This window comes from Agrobacterium sp. ICMP 6402, from assembly GCF_009498615.1.
Taxonomy (GTDB): Bacteria; Pseudomonadota; Alphaproteobacteria; order Rhizobiales; family Rhizobiaceae; genus Agrobacterium; species Agrobacterium burrii.
In genome coordinates this window covers 242,650-258,571 of the sequence record NZ_QSNV01000005.1, presented here as the reverse complement: position 1 = coordinate 258,571, position 15,922 = coordinate 242,650, and the positions used below count along the sequence as shown (strand labels likewise).

Annotated in this window: 16 protein-coding genes; 10 read left to right on the top strand and 6 right to left on the bottom strand. The window is 57.9% G+C overall.

All coding sequences use genetic code 11. From position 1 onward, the window contains the following. Window position 1 precedes the first annotated feature (1 nt). Genes DXT96_RS16150 through DXT96_RS16140 form a run of 3 tightly spaced genes read left to right on the top strand, consistent with a single transcriptional unit; the run spans window position 2 to window position 2,842 of the window. Entirely contained in the window at window positions 2-1,618 is a 1,617-nt protein-coding gene (locus DXT96_RS16150; RefSeq protein ID WP_153515518.1) for a heme biosynthesis protein HemY, read from the top strand. Window positions 1,619-1,632: 14 nt separating this feature from the next. Next, window positions 1,633-2,121 (top strand): TerB family tellurite resistance protein, encoded by a 489-nt coding sequence (locus tag DXT96_RS16145; RefSeq protein ID WP_153515517.1) that lies wholly within the window; start codon window positions 1,633-1,635, stop codon window positions 2,119-2,121. Beyond that, complete coding sequence (locus tag DXT96_RS16140) at window positions 2,111-2,842, top strand: glutamine amidotransferase (protein ID WP_149900506.1); 732 nt, start codon at window positions 2,111-2,113, stop codon at window positions 2,840-2,842. Before DXT96_RS16145 ends, DXT96_RS16140 begins: the two co-directional genes overlap by 11 nt. 12 nt (window positions 2,843-2,854) lie before the next feature. On the opposite strand, the gene DXT96_RS16135 is transcribed toward DXT96_RS16140, so the two are convergent. Further along, complete coding sequence (locus DXT96_RS16135) at window positions 2,855-4,087, bottom strand: MFS transporter (protein WP_153515516.1); 1,233 nt, start codon at window positions 4,085-4,087, stop codon at window positions 2,855-2,857. Between the two features lie 137 nt (window positions 4,088-4,224). On the opposite strand from DXT96_RS16135, the gene DXT96_RS26965 reads away from it, so the two are divergent. Both DXT96_RS26965 and DXT96_RS26960 read left to right on the top strand, forming a co-directional pair. Further along, window positions 4,225-4,515, top strand: a complete 291-nt coding sequence (locus DXT96_RS26965; RefSeq protein ID WP_003492418.1) for a YggT family protein — start codon at window positions 4,225-4,227, stop codon at window positions 4,513-4,515. Beyond that, the gene (locus DXT96_RS26960) at window positions 4,512-4,823 is read left to right on the top strand and encodes a DUF167 domain-containing protein (protein WP_188356093.1); all 312 of its coding nucleotides are present in this window, start codon (window positions 4,512-4,514) and stop codon (window positions 4,821-4,823) included. Before DXT96_RS26965 ends, DXT96_RS26960 begins: the two co-directional genes overlap by 4 nt. Before the next feature lie 5 nt (window positions 4,824-4,828). Here DXT96_RS26960 and ppa read toward each other — a convergent pair whose 3' ends face one another. From ppa to DXT96_RS16110, 4 genes are all read right to left on the bottom strand, one after another. After that, window positions 4,829-5,362 carry an inorganic diphosphatase gene (gene ppa, locus DXT96_RS16125; RefSeq protein WP_149900503.1) on the bottom strand — a complete coding sequence of 178 codons (534 nt, stop codon included), beginning with the start codon at window positions 5,360-5,362 and terminating at the stop codon, window positions 4,829-4,831. 161 nt (window positions 5,363-5,523) lie between these two features. After that, a complete protein-coding gene (locus DXT96_RS16120) occupies window positions 5,524-6,030 on the bottom strand; it encodes a GNAT family N-acetyltransferase (protein WP_149900502.1) in 507 nt (168 codons plus the stop codon). A 216-nt stretch (window positions 6,031-6,246) separates the two neighbouring features. Next, window positions 6,247-8,067 carry a translational GTPase TypA gene (typA, locus tag DXT96_RS16115; RefSeq protein WP_149900501.1) on the bottom strand — a complete coding sequence of 607 codons (1,821 nt, stop codon included), beginning with the start codon at window positions 8,065-8,067 and terminating at the stop codon, window positions 6,247-6,249. A gap of 150 nt (window positions 8,068-8,217) precedes the next feature. Beyond that, complete coding sequence (locus tag DXT96_RS16110) at window positions 8,218-10,278, bottom strand: M3 family metallopeptidase (protein ID WP_153515515.1); 2,061 nt, start codon at window positions 10,276-10,278, stop codon at window positions 8,218-8,220. A gap of 244 nt (window positions 10,279-10,522) precedes the next feature. Between DXT96_RS16110 and DXT96_RS16105 the strand changes: the two genes are divergently transcribed. The 3 genes from DXT96_RS16105 to DXT96_RS16095 all read left to right on the top strand — a co-directional run bounded on the left by DXT96_RS16105 (window position 10,523) and on the right by DXT96_RS16095 (window position 12,615). Next, on the top strand, window positions 10,523-10,879 hold the full coding sequence (locus DXT96_RS16105; RefSeq protein ID WP_371418890.1) for a hypothetical protein: 357 nt from the start codon (window positions 10,523-10,525) through the stop codon (window positions 10,877-10,879). 132 nt (window positions 10,880-11,011) lie between these two features. After that, entirely contained in the window at window positions 11,012-11,470 is a 459-nt protein-coding gene (locus tag DXT96_RS16100) for a MarR family winged helix-turn-helix transcriptional regulator (protein WP_153515513.1), read from the top strand. A 5-nt stretch (window positions 11,471-11,475) separates the two neighbouring features. Next, entirely contained in the window at window positions 11,476-12,615 is a 1,140-nt protein-coding gene (locus DXT96_RS16095; protein WP_194287652.1) for a multidrug effflux MFS transporter, read from the top strand. Between the two features lie 109 nt (window positions 12,616-12,724). Here the strand turns inward: DXT96_RS16095 and DXT96_RS16090 are convergent, their stop codons facing one another. Next, the gene (locus DXT96_RS16090) at window positions 12,725-13,948 is read right to left on the bottom strand and encodes an argininosuccinate synthase (RefSeq protein ID WP_153515604.1); all 1,224 of its coding nucleotides are present in this window, start codon (window positions 13,946-13,948) and stop codon (window positions 12,725-12,727) included. Between the two features lie 316 nt (window positions 13,949-14,264). Here DXT96_RS16090 and DXT96_RS16085 point away from each other — a divergent pair, with 316 nt between their 5' ends. Next, entirely contained in the window at window positions 14,265-15,119 is an 855-nt protein-coding gene (locus DXT96_RS16085; RefSeq protein ID WP_149900495.1) for an SDR family NAD(P)-dependent oxidoreductase, read from the top strand. A gap of 134 nt (window positions 15,120-15,253) precedes the next feature. After that, window positions 15,254-15,901 (top strand): LysE family translocator, encoded by a 648-nt coding sequence (locus tag DXT96_RS16080; protein ID WP_153515511.1) that lies wholly within the window; start codon window positions 15,254-15,256, stop codon window positions 15,899-15,901. The last annotated feature ends 21 nt before the right edge of the window (window positions 15,902-15,922 follow it).

The following is a 15,922-nucleotide window of genomic DNA, read 5'->3' as shown; positions in this document are numbered from 1 at the left end:
CATGACCAGAATTTTGACTTTCGCCCTCATCGTTCTGGCGCTCGGTTTTGGTTTCTCCTGGCTGGCCGACAGGCCGGGTGTGCTTTCCATCGTCTGGCAGGGCCAGCTGTACGAAATGAGCTTGATGGTCGCCGCCTCCATCATCGCGGCGCTGGTTGCTGCGGTCATGCTGGTCTGGTGGATCATTAACGCCGTGTGGACCTCGCCCAATGCCGCCCGGCGGTATTTCCGCGCCCGCAAGCGTGACCGCGGTTATCAGGCGCTCTCCACCGGCCTCATCGCCGCCGGCGCCGGCAACGCCATTCTCGCCCGCAAGATGACGGCCCGCACGCAAGGGCTGCTCAGCGCCGATCAGGAGCCGCTGATCCATCTGCTGGATGCTCAGGCCGACCTCATCGAAGGCAAATATGACGAGGCGCGCCGCAAGTTCGAGGCGATGGCCCGCGATCCCGAAACCCGCGAACTCGGCCTTCGCGGTCTTTATATCGAGGCCCGCCGGCAAGGCGCTTACGAAGCAGCCCAGCAATATGCCGAGGACGCAGCGGAAAAAGCCCCTTACCTACCCTGGGCCGCGCAGGCAACGCTGGAAAACCGTTGTCGTAATGGACAATGGGATGACGCGATCCGCCTGCTCGACCAGCAAAAGGCGGCCAGCGTCATCGAACGCGGCGAGGCGGAGCGACTGAAAGCCGTGCTTCTCACCGCCAAAGCCGGCGAAAAGCTGGAAAGCGATCCGATAGGTGCCCGCGAGGACGCCAAACACGCCCTCAAGCTCGCAAAGAGCCTCGTTCCGGCAGCGCTGATCGCAGCAAAATCCTATCTGCGCGAAGACAATCTGCGCAAGGCCGCCACGGTTCTGGAGCCGGTCTGGAAAACTGATCCGCATCCGCAGATCGCCGAACTTTATGTCCGCGCCCGCAGCGGCGATACCGCCATCGACCGGCTGAAACGGGCCGAGCGGCTTGAGAGCCTGAAGCCAAACAATATCGAATCCCTGTTTGCCGTGGCGCAGGCAGCGCTTGACGCCAAGGAATTCGCCAAGGCGCGGGCCAAGGCCGAAGCCGCAGCCCGCATCGAGCCGCGCGAAAGCATCTTCCTGCTGATGGCCGATATCGAAGAGGCCGAAACCGGCGATCAGGGCCGGGTGCGCTACTGGATGTCGCAGGCCCTGCGCGCACCACGTGACCCTGCCTGGGTGGCGGATGGCGTCGTTTCGGAAAAATGGCTGCCGGTCTCGCCAGTCACGGGCCGTCTCGATGCCTTCGAATGGAAAGCACCATTTGGCCAGCTCGAAGGCCCCGTCGAAGACCTGACAATCGAAAATGCGATTGCCGCAGCGCCCGCAAGGACGGAGCCGGTTGCTAAAACAATCGTTGTCGAAGCTGCTCCCGAGCCTCGTGCCGAGCCGAAACCCGTTCCCGCCGCACCGATCGAGGTCACGCCGACCGTATCGGTTCCGAAGGAGAAAAAGCCCGTCATAATCGAAGCGCCGGTTGAGACCAAAGCAGCAGATGAAAAGGTGGAAGCCGTGCCCTTCTTCGGCGGCGCGCCGGATGACCCCGGCGTCAAGAAACCCGGCGCGGAAGCCGAACCCAAGACCCGGCTCAAACTCTTCTGACGAACAGGATATCGATGCTCAACCGGATTCAGTCGTTTATTCAAAACCTCGTCGGTCCGCATGCGGATGATTTCAGCCCTGATGATTTGAGGGTGGCAGTCGCCGCCCTCTGTTTTCAGGTGATGGAAGCGGATGGCACCGTCTCGAAAAGCGAGCGTGACCGCCTGCGTGGAATCCTGCAGGATTATTACCATCTAGATGCCCGTAAACTCGATGCTCTTCTCGCCGCCGGTCAGGAGGCCGGCAAGGAAGCCGTCGATTATTACCGCTTCACCACCGATATCCGCCGCCATCTCGATGAAGATCAGCGCGTGGAGCTTATTGGAATATTATGGGATATTGTTTACGCTGACGGCGAACGAAGCGAAATGGAAGACCATGTGATCTGGCGAGTCGCCGATCTGCTCGGCGTTTCCGTTCGCGACAGGGTTCTGCAACGTCAGCAGGCCGCCACGCGGTCCGGGCCGGCTGAAGAAAGCGAAAACCAAGACGATGCTGTTTGACCCCTCCAGGCAACAGAGCAAACAACCTTCCCTGCTAGTCGTTCTGCATCAGGAGCGCTCCACGCCCGGCCGCGTTGGCCAGATGCTGGTGGAAAAAGGCTATCGGCTGGATATAAGGCGGCCTGCGCTTGGCGACAACCTGCCGCAAACGCTGGAAAAACATGCCGGCGCCATCATTTTCGGCGGCCCGATGAGCGCCAACGATCCGCATGACTATGTCAAAGCCGAAATTGACTGGCTGAAAGTGCCGCTGAAGGAAAACAAGCCGTTTCTCGGCATCTGTCTTGGTGCGCAGATGTTGTCCAAACATCTGGGCGGCAAGGTTGAGGCCGATAGAGAAGGCAAGGTGGAAATCGGCTGGTATCCGCTTCACGCTACCGAACATGGACGGCTTTTGATGCCGCATTGGCCGAAGATGGTTTATCATTTCCACAAGGAAGGGTTTGAGCTGCCGCGCGGAGCCGAGCTTCTGGCATCGGGCGAAACCTATCCCAATCAGGCTTATCGGTATGGAAAAAATGCTTGGGGCCTACAGTTTCACGCCGAACTCACCCGCGCCATGATGCACAGCTGGGTGGTGCGCGGCGCACAGCGTTTCGGCATGCCGAATGCGCAGGTCGGCAGCCAGCACCTTGAGGGCCGCATGTTGTTCGACACGCCGCTCCGCTCGTGGCTCAGCAATTTCCTCGATCTGGTTTTTGAAGGCAAGGCGCAGCGCTGAAACCCATCGCCATCAGTGCGGTGCGTCGAGATTGTCGATCTTGCGCAGTTTCGAAAAACCGAGCGCCCAGATAACCGCGACAGCAAGCGTGCCTGCTCCGCCAATGACGACGGCAGGCACCGCTCCCACGACATGCGCCATGGTGCCGGCGCGGAATTCGCCCAGCTCGTTCGAAGCACCGACAAACACCATGTTCACCGCATTCACACGCCCGCGCACTTCATCCGGCGTCCAGAGCGCGATCAGGGTTTCCCGCACATAAACCGACACCATGTCCGATGCGCCCATGACCACCAGTGCGGCAATCGACACCCACGCGGTTTCGGAAAGGCCGAACACGACAGTGGAAACGCCGAAGAGGCCGACACCGATAAACATCAACAGGCCGGCACGGTGGCGAATGGGCCTGAAGGCCAGAATGACTGCAACGGTTATTGCGCCGATGCCTGGGGCGGCGCGCAGCAGACCGAGACCCCATGGCCCGAGCGTCAGAACTTCCTTGGCGAAAATCGGCATCAGGGCGACGGCGCCGCCCAGCAGGACCGCGAAGAGGTCGAGCGAAATGGCCCCAAGGACGATTTTTTCCTGCGAGATGAATTTGAACCCGGCCAGCATCGTTTCGAGGCTGATGGCTTTCGCCGGGCCGCGCTGTTCCGGCTTGTGGATCGTCACCGCCAGCGTTGCGGACACGATGAAGAGCACGAACGCCACGATATAGGCGACGGAAGCGCCGAGGCCATAAAGCAGACCGCCGGCAACCGGACCGAGAATGGATGCCATTTGCCAGGAAGAAGAATTCCACGCGATAGCGTTCGGCAAATCCTCGACAGGCACAAGATTGGGCGCCAGTGATTGAACCGCCGGCCCCATGAATGCCCGCTCTATGCCAAACACCACGAGAATGGCGAAGACCGGCCAGGGAGAAAAGCTGTGCGTCAGCGTCAAGCCAAGCAGGGCGGCGGCGCAGCCAGCCGCGATCACCAGGCAAATGGCCATGATGCGCCGGCGATTGTGTCTATCGGCGACCGTTCCGGTCACGAGGATCAGAAGCAGCGATGGCAGAAACTGAAAAAGCCCGATCAGACCGAGATAAAAGGCGTTGCCGGTCACCTCATACATCTGCCAGCCGACTGAGACGCTAACGATCTGAATGGCGAAGGCTGAAAAAAACCGGGCGCTGAAGAAGCGACGATAGGAACTATGCCGGAATGCACCGAAACGGTTTTCGGCAGAAGGCAGGGACATCGGCTGGGTGCTCTCGAGAGAATATGAGACGTTTGCAATAGAGCGATATCACAAGAATCGCCAGCCCTATTGGCGCAACACTTGCCGGTTCACCAGCGAATGTCTAAATGTCTTGCAACCAAGATACGGAGATATTGATGCTTGCCCTGTTTCAGACCATCGATCTGGCTTTGAACCTCTATACGTGGGTGCTGATCGCCAGCGCCATTTTTTCCTGGCTTTACGCCTTCAACGTCATCAATTCCCGCAACCAGTTCGTGAATGCCATCGGCAGCTTCCTGGTCAATGTCACGGAACCGGCCCTGCGCCCCATCCGCCGCATTCTGCCCAATCTCGGCGGCATCGACATTTCGCCGATCATCCTGTTGCTGATCATCTTCTTCATCCGCTCCTTCATGTGGAACACGCTTTATCCGATGACCGTTTGAGCGGCTTCTGGCAGAAACACGATGATCATGTCCGCCTGTCCGTTCGCCTGACGCCGAGCGGCGGGCGGGATGCGATTGACGGCGTGGAGCAGGATGCGGACGGACGCGCTTATCTGAAAGCCCGCGTCAGCGCCGTGCCGGAAGACGGCAAGGCGAACAAGGCCCTGATTGTTTTGCTGGCGAAAAAACTCAGGCTGCCCAAATCTTCCATCACCTTCATTTCAGGCGAAACAGCGCGTAAAAAAATCCTCCGGATCGACACCGACCCGGAGGATTTCGAAGAGCGTTTTAATAAGCTTACGGGTTAGACCTGTCAGCCCTGCGCCTTGTAGCGCTCGATGGCTTCGACGATCAGCTTCTTGGCGACGTCGACATCCTGCCAGCCGCCCATCTTCACCCACTTGCCGGGCTCCAGATCCTTGTAATGCTCGAAGAAGTGCTCGATCTGCTTCAGCGTGATTTCCGGCAGGTCGGTGTAGTTGTGAACCTTGTCGTAACGTTGCGTCAGCTTCGGAGCCGGCACAGCGAGGATCTTTTCGTCCTTGCCGCCGTCATCTTCCATGATCATGACGCCGATGGGGCGAACATTGATTACGCAGCCGGGAACCAGCGGACGGGTGTTGCAGATGAGAACATCGATCGGGTCGCCATCATCGGACAGCGTGTGCGGCACGAAGCCATAGTTACCCGGATAGGTCATCGGCGTGTAGAGGAAGCGATCGACGATCAGCGCACCGGCGTCCTTGTCCATCTCGTACTTGATCGGATGGCCACCGACCGGCACCTCAACGATAACATTCACGTCATCCGGCGGGTTCTTGCCTATGGAAATTGCATCGATACGCATTCGCTTCCCTCAATTCATCGGGTTGGATTTGGTTTTCGATACTGGGAAAGTCGCCGCAATGCAACATGGCTTTGGGCGGATAAGGCAGAATGCAAGATTTGAGGGTATCGCAATTGGGCATGCGGGGCGCAAACGGTCATAAAATCCACCCGCAATTTTTATCAGTTCCAGACGAAACCAACCTTGCGCAGTGACTTGCCGCCAAAATCTTCCATGCCCTCGGCAATATCCCGTCCGCCATGCGAGCGGAAAAACCGATTGGCCACATCGCTGTCTTCAAGGCACCAGACAACGATGCCATTGCAGCCAAGTGACGTCAGTAGTCTGCGCGCTTCCGTGAACAGCAACGAACCGAGCCCGATGCCCTGATATTCCGGGCGCAGATAAAGTTCGTAGATCTCGCCGTCATGTGGCAAACCGCGTGCGCGACTGAGGCCCAGCGTCGCATATCCTGCAACCACACCGGCCACCTCCACCACCAGCATGGTGGCAGACCCACGGGTCGCCTTCTTCCACCAGATTTCGCCACGGCGCTCCAGCATCTGCGTCAACGGCCGGTGCGGGATAAGCCCGGCATAGGCTTGGTTCCACGACAGACGGTGCGCTTCGGATATGGCGCGCGCATCATGCGGCTCGGCACGGCGAACATCGATGGATAACGTTTTCATAACGCGATTCTGGCCCCGGCCACGGAAACTTACCAGTCATAAAGGTTAACGCCGGCAAGCTTACCCACAGCCTATTCATGTGGACGACCAAGAAAAATTAACGCATCCTTAACCTTTCACACAAGCACCTTTCGACTCATGCACACATAAAAACGAATGCATAAAAAAACCCGGCTCGAAGCCGGGTTTTTTCAAATTCGTCACGACAAGCCGCAATCAGACGGCAAGCTTGGCCTTTTCGAAACGCTTGCGGTCGTTGGCGTCGAGGAACATCTTGCGCAGGCGGATGGACTTCGGCGTCACTTCCATCAGCTCATCTTCCTGAATCCAGGAAAGAGCACGATCAAGCGTCATGCGGATCGGCGGTGTCAGCTTCACGGCTTCATCCTTACCGGCGGCGCGGATGTTGGTCAGCTGCTTGCCCTTCAGCACGTTCACTTCGAGATCGTTATCGCGCGTGTGAATGCCGATGATCATGCCTGCATAAACCTTTTCACCCGGCTCGATGATCATCGGGCCGCGATCTTCCAGGTTGAACATGGCGTAAGCGACGGCTTCGCCCGAACCATTCGACAGCAGAACGCCGTTGATACGACCGGCAATCTGGCCCTTGAATGGCTGATAGTCATGGAACAGACGGTTCATGATCGCCGTACCGCGCGTGTCGGTCAAGAGTTCAGACTGGTAACCGATCAGACCACGGGTCGGTGCGTAGAACTTCAGGCGAACGCGATTGCCGCCGGAGGGACGAAGCTCGGCCATTTCAGCCTTGCGCTCAGACATCTTCTGAACGACGACGCCGGAATGCTCTTCATCAACGTCGATCACGACTTCTTCAATCGGCTCCAGCAGGGTGCCGTTCTCATCCTTGTGCATCACAACGCGCGGACGCGACACGGCAAGCTCGAAGCCTTCGCGGCGCATGGTTTCAATCAGAACCGCCAGCTGCAATTCGCCACGGCCGGAAACGAAGAACGAATCCTTGCCTTCGGCTTCTTCGATCTTCAGAGCGACGTTGCCTTCGGCTTCCTTGAACAGACGGTCGCGGATAACGCGGCTCGTCACCTTGTCGCCTTCGGTGCCGGCAAGCGGGCTGTCGTTGACGATGAAGGACATGGTAACGGTCGGCGGATCGATCGGCTGCGCGGTCATCGCTTCGGTCACGGACGGATCGCAGAACGTGTCGGCGACGGTGCCCTTGGAAAGGCCGGCGATGGCAACGATGTCGCCCGCATGGGCTTCTTCGATTGCAGTGCGCTCGATACCGCGGAATGCGAGGATCTTGGAAATACGGCCAGTTTCGATCAGCTTGCCATCCTGACCCAGAACCTTCACAGCTTGGTTCGGCTTGATGGAACCGGAAGCGATACGGCCGGTGATGATGCGGCCGAGGAAGGGGTTGGCTTCGAGGATCGTACCGATCAGACGGAACGGACCTTCTTCAACCTTGGGCTCCGGAACATGTTCGAGAACCAGATCAAGCAACGGCGCAAGACCCTGATCCTTCGGGCCTTCCGGATTGACGTTCATCCAGCCGTCACGACCGGAACCGTAAAGGATCGGGAAATCAAGCTGCTCGTCGGTGGCGTCGAGGTTCGCGAAGAGGTCGAAGACTTCGTTGATGACTTCTTCATGACGGCCATCCGGACGGTCGATCTTGTTGATCGCGACGATCGGGCGAAGACCAACCTTCAGCGCCTTGGAGACCACGAACTTCGTCTGCGGCATCGGGCCTTCGGAACTATCGACCAGAACGATCGCGCCATCCACCATCGACAGGATACGCTCGACTTCACCGCCGAAGTCGGCGTGGCCGGGGGTGTCGACGATGTTGATGCGAACACCCTTCCACTCCACCGAGGTCGCCTTGGCGAGAATGGTGATGCCACGTTCCTTTTCGAGGTCGTTGCTATCCATCACACGCTCGGCGACGCGCTGGTTGTCGCGGAACGAGCCGGACTGCTTCAGAAGCTCGTCCACGAGCGTCGTTTTTCCATGGTCAACGTGCGCGATGATCGCGATGTTGCGAAGTGCCATTGTTCAAAATCTCTGAGGTTGGGCGCTACAATGATGAGAAACGCCAATTTAGTTTGGCGCGCTCATAACCTTTTTTTTGCAAATGCGAAAGGGGGGCTTGTGTCATAAGCCCCCTGCGCTCAGGTTCTAGCTGAGAATTATGACAGTCTTTTATACAAGGCCGCGCTTCAAAAGCATGGCGTCCGGGCTCGGCATCCTGCCACGGAAGGCGAGATAGGCCTCTTCAGGATCCACGGAACCGCCGACGGAATAGATATTGTCCTTCAGCCGGCGCGCCATCTCACCATCAAAGGCATTGCCGGTTTCCTCGAAAGCGGAAAACGCATCGGCATCCAGCACTTCCGACCACATGTAGGAATAATAGCCGGCGGAATAGCCGGCGCCAGAGAACACATGCTGGAAATGCGGGGTCGCATGTCGCATGACGATGGACTTCGGCATGTTGAGCGCGGAAAGCACCTCACCCTGCACAGCCATTGGATCACCGACACCGTCGCGGGTGTGAAACGCCATGTCGACGATGGCCGAAGAAGTGAATTCCACCGTGCTGAAACCGGCATTGAAGGTCTGCGCGGCCAGAACCTTGTCCAGCAACGCCTTTGGCATTGGCGCGCCGGTTTCATAATGAACTGCGTATTTTTCGAGGATTTCCGGCACCGTCAGCCAATGTTCGTAAAGCTGCGACGGCAACTCAACGAAATCGCGCGAGACACCCGTTCCGGAAACAGAAGGGTAAGTGACATCGGACAACATGCCATGCAGCGCATGACCAAATTCATGAAACAGCGTGCGCGCATCATCCAGCGACAGCAGTGCCGGTTTTCCCTCAGCCGGTTTTGCGAAATTGCAGACATTGTAGATGATCGGTATCTCACCGACGGTGCCGTCCTTCAAGGGCAGCTTGTGCTGCGACTGGAACGAACTCATCCACGCACCGGAACGCTTGGAAGGACGGGCGAAATAATCGCCCAGGAACATGGCTCTCAAATCGCCTTTTTCGTCGCGGATTTCAAAAACCCGCACATCCGGGTGGTAGGCTGCGATGCCTTTTACTTCGGTGACGTTAATGGAAAAGAGCCGGTTGGCCACATCGAAGCAGGCCTCGATGATCTTTTCCAGTTGCAGATAGGGCTTCAACTCAGTCTCGGAAAAGCTGAATTTCCGAGTCCGCAGCTTTTCGGCATAATGACGCCAGTCCCACGGCAAAACCTCGTGGTTCCTGCCTTCCTCGGCAATGATGGCGGCAAGCTCGGCCTCTTCTTCACCGGCGCGAAGAACTGCCTTTTCCCAGACCTGACCCAGAAGGCCGTTCACGGCATCAGCCGTTTTCGCCATCGTGTCGTCGAGCTTATAGGCGGCGAAATTCGCGTAACCAAGAAGCTTTGCCTTTTCCTCGCGCAGTTCGAGCGTGCGGTGGACAATATTGCGATTGTCGGTCTCGCCGCCGTTTTCACCCCGCGCCACCCAGGCCTTGAAGGCCTGTTCGCGCAAATCACGGCGTTCGGAAAAGGTTAGAAAAGGCTCGATGATCGAGCGGGAGAGGGTAACCGCGAATTTCCCGTCTTCGCCATGTTCGCGGGCAGCACCCGCCATCGCATCGCGCAGAAAACCGGGAATGCCGGCAAGTTCGTCTTCCGTGGAAAGCAGCAGCTTCCAGCTCTTTTCATCCGCCAGCACATTCTGCCCGAAGCTCGCACCGAGACCGGCAAGCTCCTCGTTGATCGCCGCCAGCCGCTCCTGCCGGTCCTTCGGCAATTTTGCGCCGGAGCGCACAAAACCCTTCCAGTGGCGCTCGAGAACGCGCTTCTCCTCGCCCGTCAGCGCAAGTGACTCGTGCTTTTCCCACAATGTATCGATGCGCTTGAACAGGGCCTCATTCATGCCGATCTTCGAATAGTGCCGCGACATTTTCGGTGCGATTTCCCGCTCCAATGCCTGAATGGCACTATTGGTATGCGCCCCCGCCTTGTTCCAGAACAGGGCTGAAATGCGCGAAAGCTCGTCGCCCGCCATTTCGAGCGCGGTCACGGTGTTTTCGAAGCTCGGCGCCTGCGCATTGCCGGCAATCGCATCGATTTCCTGCTCGTGCGACAAAAGGGCGGCTTCGAAGGCCGGACCGAAATCCTCATCTTTGACCGCATCGAATTTCGGCAGACCGTTGTGACCGTTCCAGGTAACGAGTGCAGGATAAAGTGCGGTCTTGGATGGCATTTCATCTTCCTTGTACAATTCTAGATTAAACCCATATGGGCACGCCCCCACCGCCAATTCAATATCCGGAATTTGGTGTGGAATACGCCAATGTCTTCACGGCAAAGTATTGACCGGTGCCACGGCGACATGATCTGGTTTGTTGAACTAATATCCCATGATGGAGATATGTATTATGGAGATTTATTCTTTAAGGTCCTCTAATAATTTCCTTTTCAGGGACAATTCCAGAAACGCCAGATCCGTGGGCAATACCGATTTCGGCAAGGCGGCCAAATCCGACGCAGGTGCAGGCTTCGAGGAGACGGTGAAACGCATCGATTTCACCCGCCTCAGCCCGCGCGAGTTGCGCGAAATCGCCCAGGAATATTACGATGCGGGGAAAATCGGCCACGATACCTGGCTTGAACTTTCCTCCGAACTGCCGGCCCAGACCCTGAACGCCAATGGCGAGGTAATCGACATATCCGGCGTGACCGATGATACGGATTTCGACTTCCTGTCGTATTTTTCCGACCGGGCCGAAATCGCCAGCTCAGTCGGCACGACGGATGAGGCACAAAAAATGCAGGACGTCCTGTCTTTTTTTGCTTTGGCGTAACGATCTTCGACTATCTTGCTGAACATACAGCAACCGAACTGACACATACTTTACTCGATTTTCGACAATATGATTTGCGTACCATTGCTTATCGCCCGGAATTTAGTAAGGCTGACTTACAAAAGGCGAAGCATGGGCACGAAACGCGAAAAAGATTCATTGGCATTTTTGCTGAACAGCGGCGCACGCCTGCTGAACAGTGCATTTGAGCGCCGCATTTCCGAGGCCGGGTTGGGCCTGACCCCCGGTGAGGCACGCGCATTGCTGACGGTTGCGGTCGTGGATGGCAGCAAACAGTCGGAGATCGCCGCCCGCCTCGGCATCGAGCCCATGACGATCTGCGCCTATCTCGACAAGTTGCAGTCCCTCAATCTTGTTGAACGCCAGCAGGACCCGCAGGACAGGCGCTCCAAACGCATCGTGCTGACAAAGGCCTCCACCGACATGCTGGAAGCCGTACGACTGGAAATCGACCAGCTCGTCAGCCACGCCACGCAGGGCATGAATGAGGAGGAGGTCGCGCTGTTCCGCAGCTTCCTGCAGACGCTTCGCAACAATCTGCAGCCGGAACAGCCGGGCCAAAACAGCTGATCGCAATGTCGTCAGAAACAATCATGTCCAGAAAGCGCACGGCAATACTCGGTGCGCTGCTGACGGCGCTGGCACCCATTTCCATGGCAATCTATACACCGGCCATGCCGGAACTGACACGGGTTTTCGCCACCACCGAGTCCGCCGTCAAGCTCAGCCTGTCGCTCTATTTTGCCGGTTTCGCCATAGCCCAGCTGCTCGCCGGACCGGCATCCGACGCCTTCGGGCGGCGAAAGGCCAGTCTGTTCTTTCTTTCAATCTTTCTCGGCGGCGGACTGCTTGCGGTTTTTGCCCCGACAATTGAAGTCCTGCTCTTCGCCCGGTTGGTACAGGGCATCGGCGCCTCCGTTGGCATGACGGTGGCGCGCGCCGTGGTGCGCGACCAGTTCACCGGCGCTGATGCCTCCGGCATCATGAACCTCATCGGCATCATGCTGGCCGTCGGACCGGCCATGGGACCGACAATCGGCGGGCTATCCCTTGCAGCCTTCGGCTGGAAATCGGTGTTTTTCCTCATGGCCGGCCTCGGGGCCATGGCCATCTTCGCCGTGGTTGTCTTTCTGCGCGAAACGACAGTCCCGGACAAAAACCTGATCCGCCCCTGCCGTCTCCTGTCTGCCTATGGCACGTTGCTGACCCAGCCACGGTTTCTATTCGCCGCACTCGTGCTCGGCGGCTCCATCGGCGCGCTTTATGCGCAGGCCACCATGCTGACCTTCATTCTTATTAACGAAGTCGGCATGACCCCCACCGCCTTCGGCGTCGGAATGCTGATGCAGACCGGCGCTTATTTCTTCGGCTCCATTGCCTTGCGTTATATCGCACCTAAGTTGGGTGACCGGCGTTCGGTGATGCTCGGCCTCTGTTTTTCGGGCACCGGCGGTCTTCTCATCATGCTGTCAGTATTGCTGGTGCCGCCATCCTTCCTTTCCATCATGGTACCCGTGGCGGTCGCAACGGTCGGCATCGCTTTGTTGACACCCTCGATGGTGACGGCGGCCCTTGCCCCCTTCCCGCATATTGCCGGTTCGGCATCGGCGATGATGGGTTTCATCCAGATGGGATCGGGCTTTGCGGGTGGGACTGCGGCCTCACTCATCGGTTCCCCGCTGACCAGTTTTGGCATTATCATCCCGGTCATGTAATTCACGGCAGTCGCCAGCTACATCGGCTTCCGCATCGTCTCCAAAAGGCAGTCATGAAAAAACCCGCCGGCGTCACCGCCTGCGGGTTCCTGTTCTCATGTCAGCTGAATTACTTGCTGAGATTACGCTTGGCCAGCGTGCGAAGACGCAGAGCATTGAGCTTGATGAAGCCCGCAGCATCCTTCTGGTCGTAAGCGCCGTGGTCGTCTTCGAACGTCACCAGCGCGTCGGAATAGAGCGACTTTTCGCTCTCGCGGCCGGTTACCATGACATTGCCCTTGTAGAGCTTCAGCGTCACTTCGCCTTCTACATGTTCCTGGCTCTTGTCGATCAGGGCCTGGAGCATTTCACGCTCCGGCGAGAACCAGAAACCGTAATAGATAAGCTCGGCGTAACGCGGCATCAGATCGTCCTTGAGATGCGCTGCACCCCGGTCGAGCGTGATGGATTCGATGGCGCGATGCGCGGCAAGCAGGATGGTGCCGCCGGGCGTCTCGTAGACACCGCGCGACTTCATGCCGACGAAACGGTTCTCGACCAGATCAAGGCGGCCGATGCCGTTCTCACGACCGTAATTGTTGAGCGTCGCCAGAAGTGTGGCAGGAGACATTTCAACGCCATTGATGGAGCAGGCATCGCCCTTGCGGAAACCGACCTTGATGACGGTTGCCTTGTCGGGAGCAGCTTCCGGGGAAATGGTGCGCATATGCACATATTCCGGCGCTTCCTTGGCGGGATCTTCCAGAACCTTGCCCTCGGAAGAGGAATGCAGCAGGTTGGCATCAACCGAGAAAGGCGCTTCGCCCTTCTTGTCCTTGGCAACCGGGATCTGGTTCTGTTCGGCGAACTGCAGAAGATCGGTACGGCTCTTGAACGTCCAGTCGCGCCACGGCGCAATGATCTTGATGTCGGGGTTCAGCGCATAGGCCGAAAGCTCGAAACGGACCTGGTCGTTGCCCTTGCCGGTGGCGCCATGCGCAATGGCGTCGGCACCGGTCTTCTTGGCGATCTCGATCAGGTGCTTGGAAATCAGCGGACGGGCAATTGAGGTGCCGAGCAGATAGACGCCTTCATAAACGGCGTTGGCGCGGAACATCGGGAACACGAAATCACGTACGAACTCTTCGCGGACGTCCTCGACGAAGATTTCCGTGATGCCCAGCATCTCGGCCTTCTTGCGCGCCGGCTCAAGCTCTTCGCCCTGGCCAAGATCGGCGGTGAAGGTCACGACCTCAGCACCCAGTTCCGTCTGGAGCCATTTCAGGATGATCGAGGTGTCGAGGCCGCCGGAATAGGCGAGAACGACTTTCTTAACGTCTTTCGGGAGAGCCATAGTGATGTCCATCTGCATGATGACGGCATCCGCGTACCGTCATTTCCTTGGTATTTCGGCACTTTTACAGTGCAACCCGAAATGTGTGAAGCGATTTTCCGTAAGATACGCGACAAAACAATTGATGGGCGCATATGACGGCGGGTGATGACCGACCGCTGCCGATGGGAACGAAGCAATTGTCACATGCATTTAGAAAATTCGCGCTTTATCATGAGGCGGCGCGATCGACTTGAAGACCGTGAATGAAGCCACTCAGGTTCAGGCAACGTTGCAAACCGCTGGAAACAGCAGAAACGACGCGAAGGAGAAACCTATGACGACCATCCACCCCGCATTCAAGGAAGATAATGTCGCTGTCATCACCGGTGCGGCATCCGGTATCGGACTTGCCGCCGCCCGCAAATTTGCGAGTTTTGGCATGAGTGTCGTGCTCGTCGATCTCGACGGGGAAAAGCTCGCCGCAGCGCATGCGGATATTCTGAACGTCGCCAAGGACGGCGAAGCGCAGATCGTCGCCATCCCGACCGACGTATCGAAACTCGATGAACTGGAGGCGCTGGAGCGCGCCGTCATCCAGCGTTTCGGAAGGGTTCACGTATTGATGAATAATGCCGGCATCCAGCCGGGAAGCGCCATCTTCGGCCCGCAGGCCAATTGGGAAAAGGTCATCAACGTCAATCTGATGGGCGTGGTGAACGGCAGCCGTGTCTTCGGCCAGGGCATGGTCGCCCATGGCGAGGCGTCGCTCATCATCAATACCGGCTCGAAACAGGGTATCACCACGCCGCCCGGCGATCCGGCCTACAATGTCTCAAAATCAGGCGTCAAAACCTTCACGGAAGCGCTTCAGCACGAATTGCGCAATATTCCGAACGGCGCGGCCTCCGCCCATCTACTAATCCCCGGCTTCGTCTTCACCGGCCTGACCGCCAATGGCAGGACGGAAAAGCCGCAGGGTGCATGGACCGGCGAGCAGACCGTCGATTTCATGATCGAGAGTATCAGCCGGGGCGATTTCTACATTCTCTGCCCGGACGGCGAAGTAGACCGCCCGACAGACGAGAAACGCATTCTCTGGGCGGCCCAGGACATCGTCCAGAACCGCCCGCCACTTTCGCGCTGGCACACGGAATATTCCGCAGCCTTCACAAGCTTCCTCAAGAACTGAATAGTCAGCCGCCGCGCTTTGAACGGTGTGGCGGCTCCCCATAGTCGCATCGCGCGTTGCGGCTCAAAAACATTGGCAGAAGCGCGAAATCGCGTTAAGCAACGCCATCATTTGCCGCTTTCATGGGTGCCGCGATGGATTTCGTTCCAAGCCTGCCAACACTTGTCGCCTTTACCATCGCCATTCTGCTTCTGGCGGTGACGCCGGGGCCAGACATGACGCTCTGGATCAGCCGCTCGCTGCGCGAAGGCCGGGCGGCGGGTTTCATGACACTGGTCGGAACCAATATCGGCATCACCGTGCACACGATGCTGGTCGCCTTTGGCGTCGCCGCCCTCATCGTCGCCTCGCCCACGGCCTTCATGATCCTGAAAACCGGCGGGGCCGCCTATCTGGTCTGGCTCGCCATTCAGGCGATCCGTAAAGGCTCGGATTTCGTGATGGTGAAAACCAACGGAGAAAAGCAGCAATCCTCGCTCAGATCAGCCTTGCTGAACGGCATCTGGGTCAATCTGCTCAACCCCAAGGTCATTATTTTCTTCATGACCTTCCTGCCGCAATTCGTCAGCGCCTCCGACCCACACGTCACCGGCAAGCTGATCTTCCTCGGCATCTGGTCCATCATCGTGGCATTGCCGATCGGTATCGGCATCGTTGTCGCCGCCGATGTCCTGTCCGCGTGGCTGCAACGCAACCGGAAGGTTCTGCGCGGGCTGGATTACACGATCGCCGGCGTCTTTTCACTCTTCGCCGTCAAGATTTTCTTCACGCAAACGCGCTGACCGCAAATAAAAAAGGCGCCG

What these genes read in the sequence shown, in the direction of transcription:
- DXT96_RS16085 (WP_149900495.1), top strand. Translation starts at nt 14,265, where the DNA reads ATGACGACCATCCACCCCGCATTCAAGGAAGATAATGTCGCTGTCATC.
- DXT96_RS16120 (WP_149900502.1), bottom strand. Translation starts at nt 6,030, where the DNA reads ATGAAAACGTTATCCATCGATGTTCGCCGTGCCGAGCCGCATGATGCG.
- DXT96_RS16110 (WP_153515515.1), bottom strand. Translation starts at nt 10,278, where the DNA reads ATGCCATCCAAGACCGCACTTTATCCTGCACTCGTTACCTGGAACGGT.
- typA (WP_149900501.1), bottom strand. Translation starts at nt 8,067, where the DNA reads ATGGCACTTCGCAACATCGCGATCATCGCGCACGTTGACCATGGAAAA.
- DXT96_RS16135 (WP_153515516.1), bottom strand. Translation starts at nt 4,087, where the DNA reads ATGTCCCTGCCTTCTGCCGAAAACCGTTTCGGTGCATTCCGGCATAGT.
- DXT96_RS16100 (WP_153515513.1), top strand. Translation starts at nt 11,012, where the DNA reads ATGGGCACGAAACGCGAAAAAGATTCATTGGCATTTTTGCTGAACAGC.
- DXT96_RS16150 (WP_153515518.1), top strand. Translation starts at nt 2, where the DNA reads ATGACCAGAATTTTGACTTTCGCCCTCATCGTTCTGGCGCTCGGTTTT.
- DXT96_RS16090 (WP_153515604.1), bottom strand. Translation starts at nt 13,948, where the DNA reads ATGGCTCTCCCGAAAGACGTTAAGAAAGTCGTTCTCGCCTATTCCGGC.
- DXT96_RS16145 (WP_153515517.1), top strand. Translation starts at nt 1,633, where the DNA reads ATGCTCAACCGGATTCAGTCGTTTATTCAAAACCTCGTCGGTCCGCAT.
- DXT96_RS16080 (WP_153515511.1), top strand. Translation starts at nt 15,254, where the DNA reads ATGGATTTCGTTCCAAGCCTGCCAACACTTGTCGCCTTTACCATCGCC.
- DXT96_RS26965 (WP_003492418.1), top strand. Translation starts at nt 4,225, where the DNA reads ATGCTTGCCCTGTTTCAGACCATCGATCTGGCTTTGAACCTCTATACG.
- DXT96_RS16140 (WP_149900506.1), top strand. Translation starts at nt 2,111, where the DNA reads ATGCTGTTTGACCCCTCCAGGCAACAGAGCAAACAACCTTCCCTGCTA.
- ppa (WP_149900503.1), bottom strand. Translation starts at nt 5,362, where the DNA reads ATGCGTATCGATGCAATTTCCATAGGCAAGAACCCGCCGGATGACGTG.
- DXT96_RS16095 (WP_194287652.1), top strand. Translation starts at nt 11,476, where the DNA reads ATGTCGTCAGAAACAATCATGTCCAGAAAGCGCACGGCAATACTCGGT.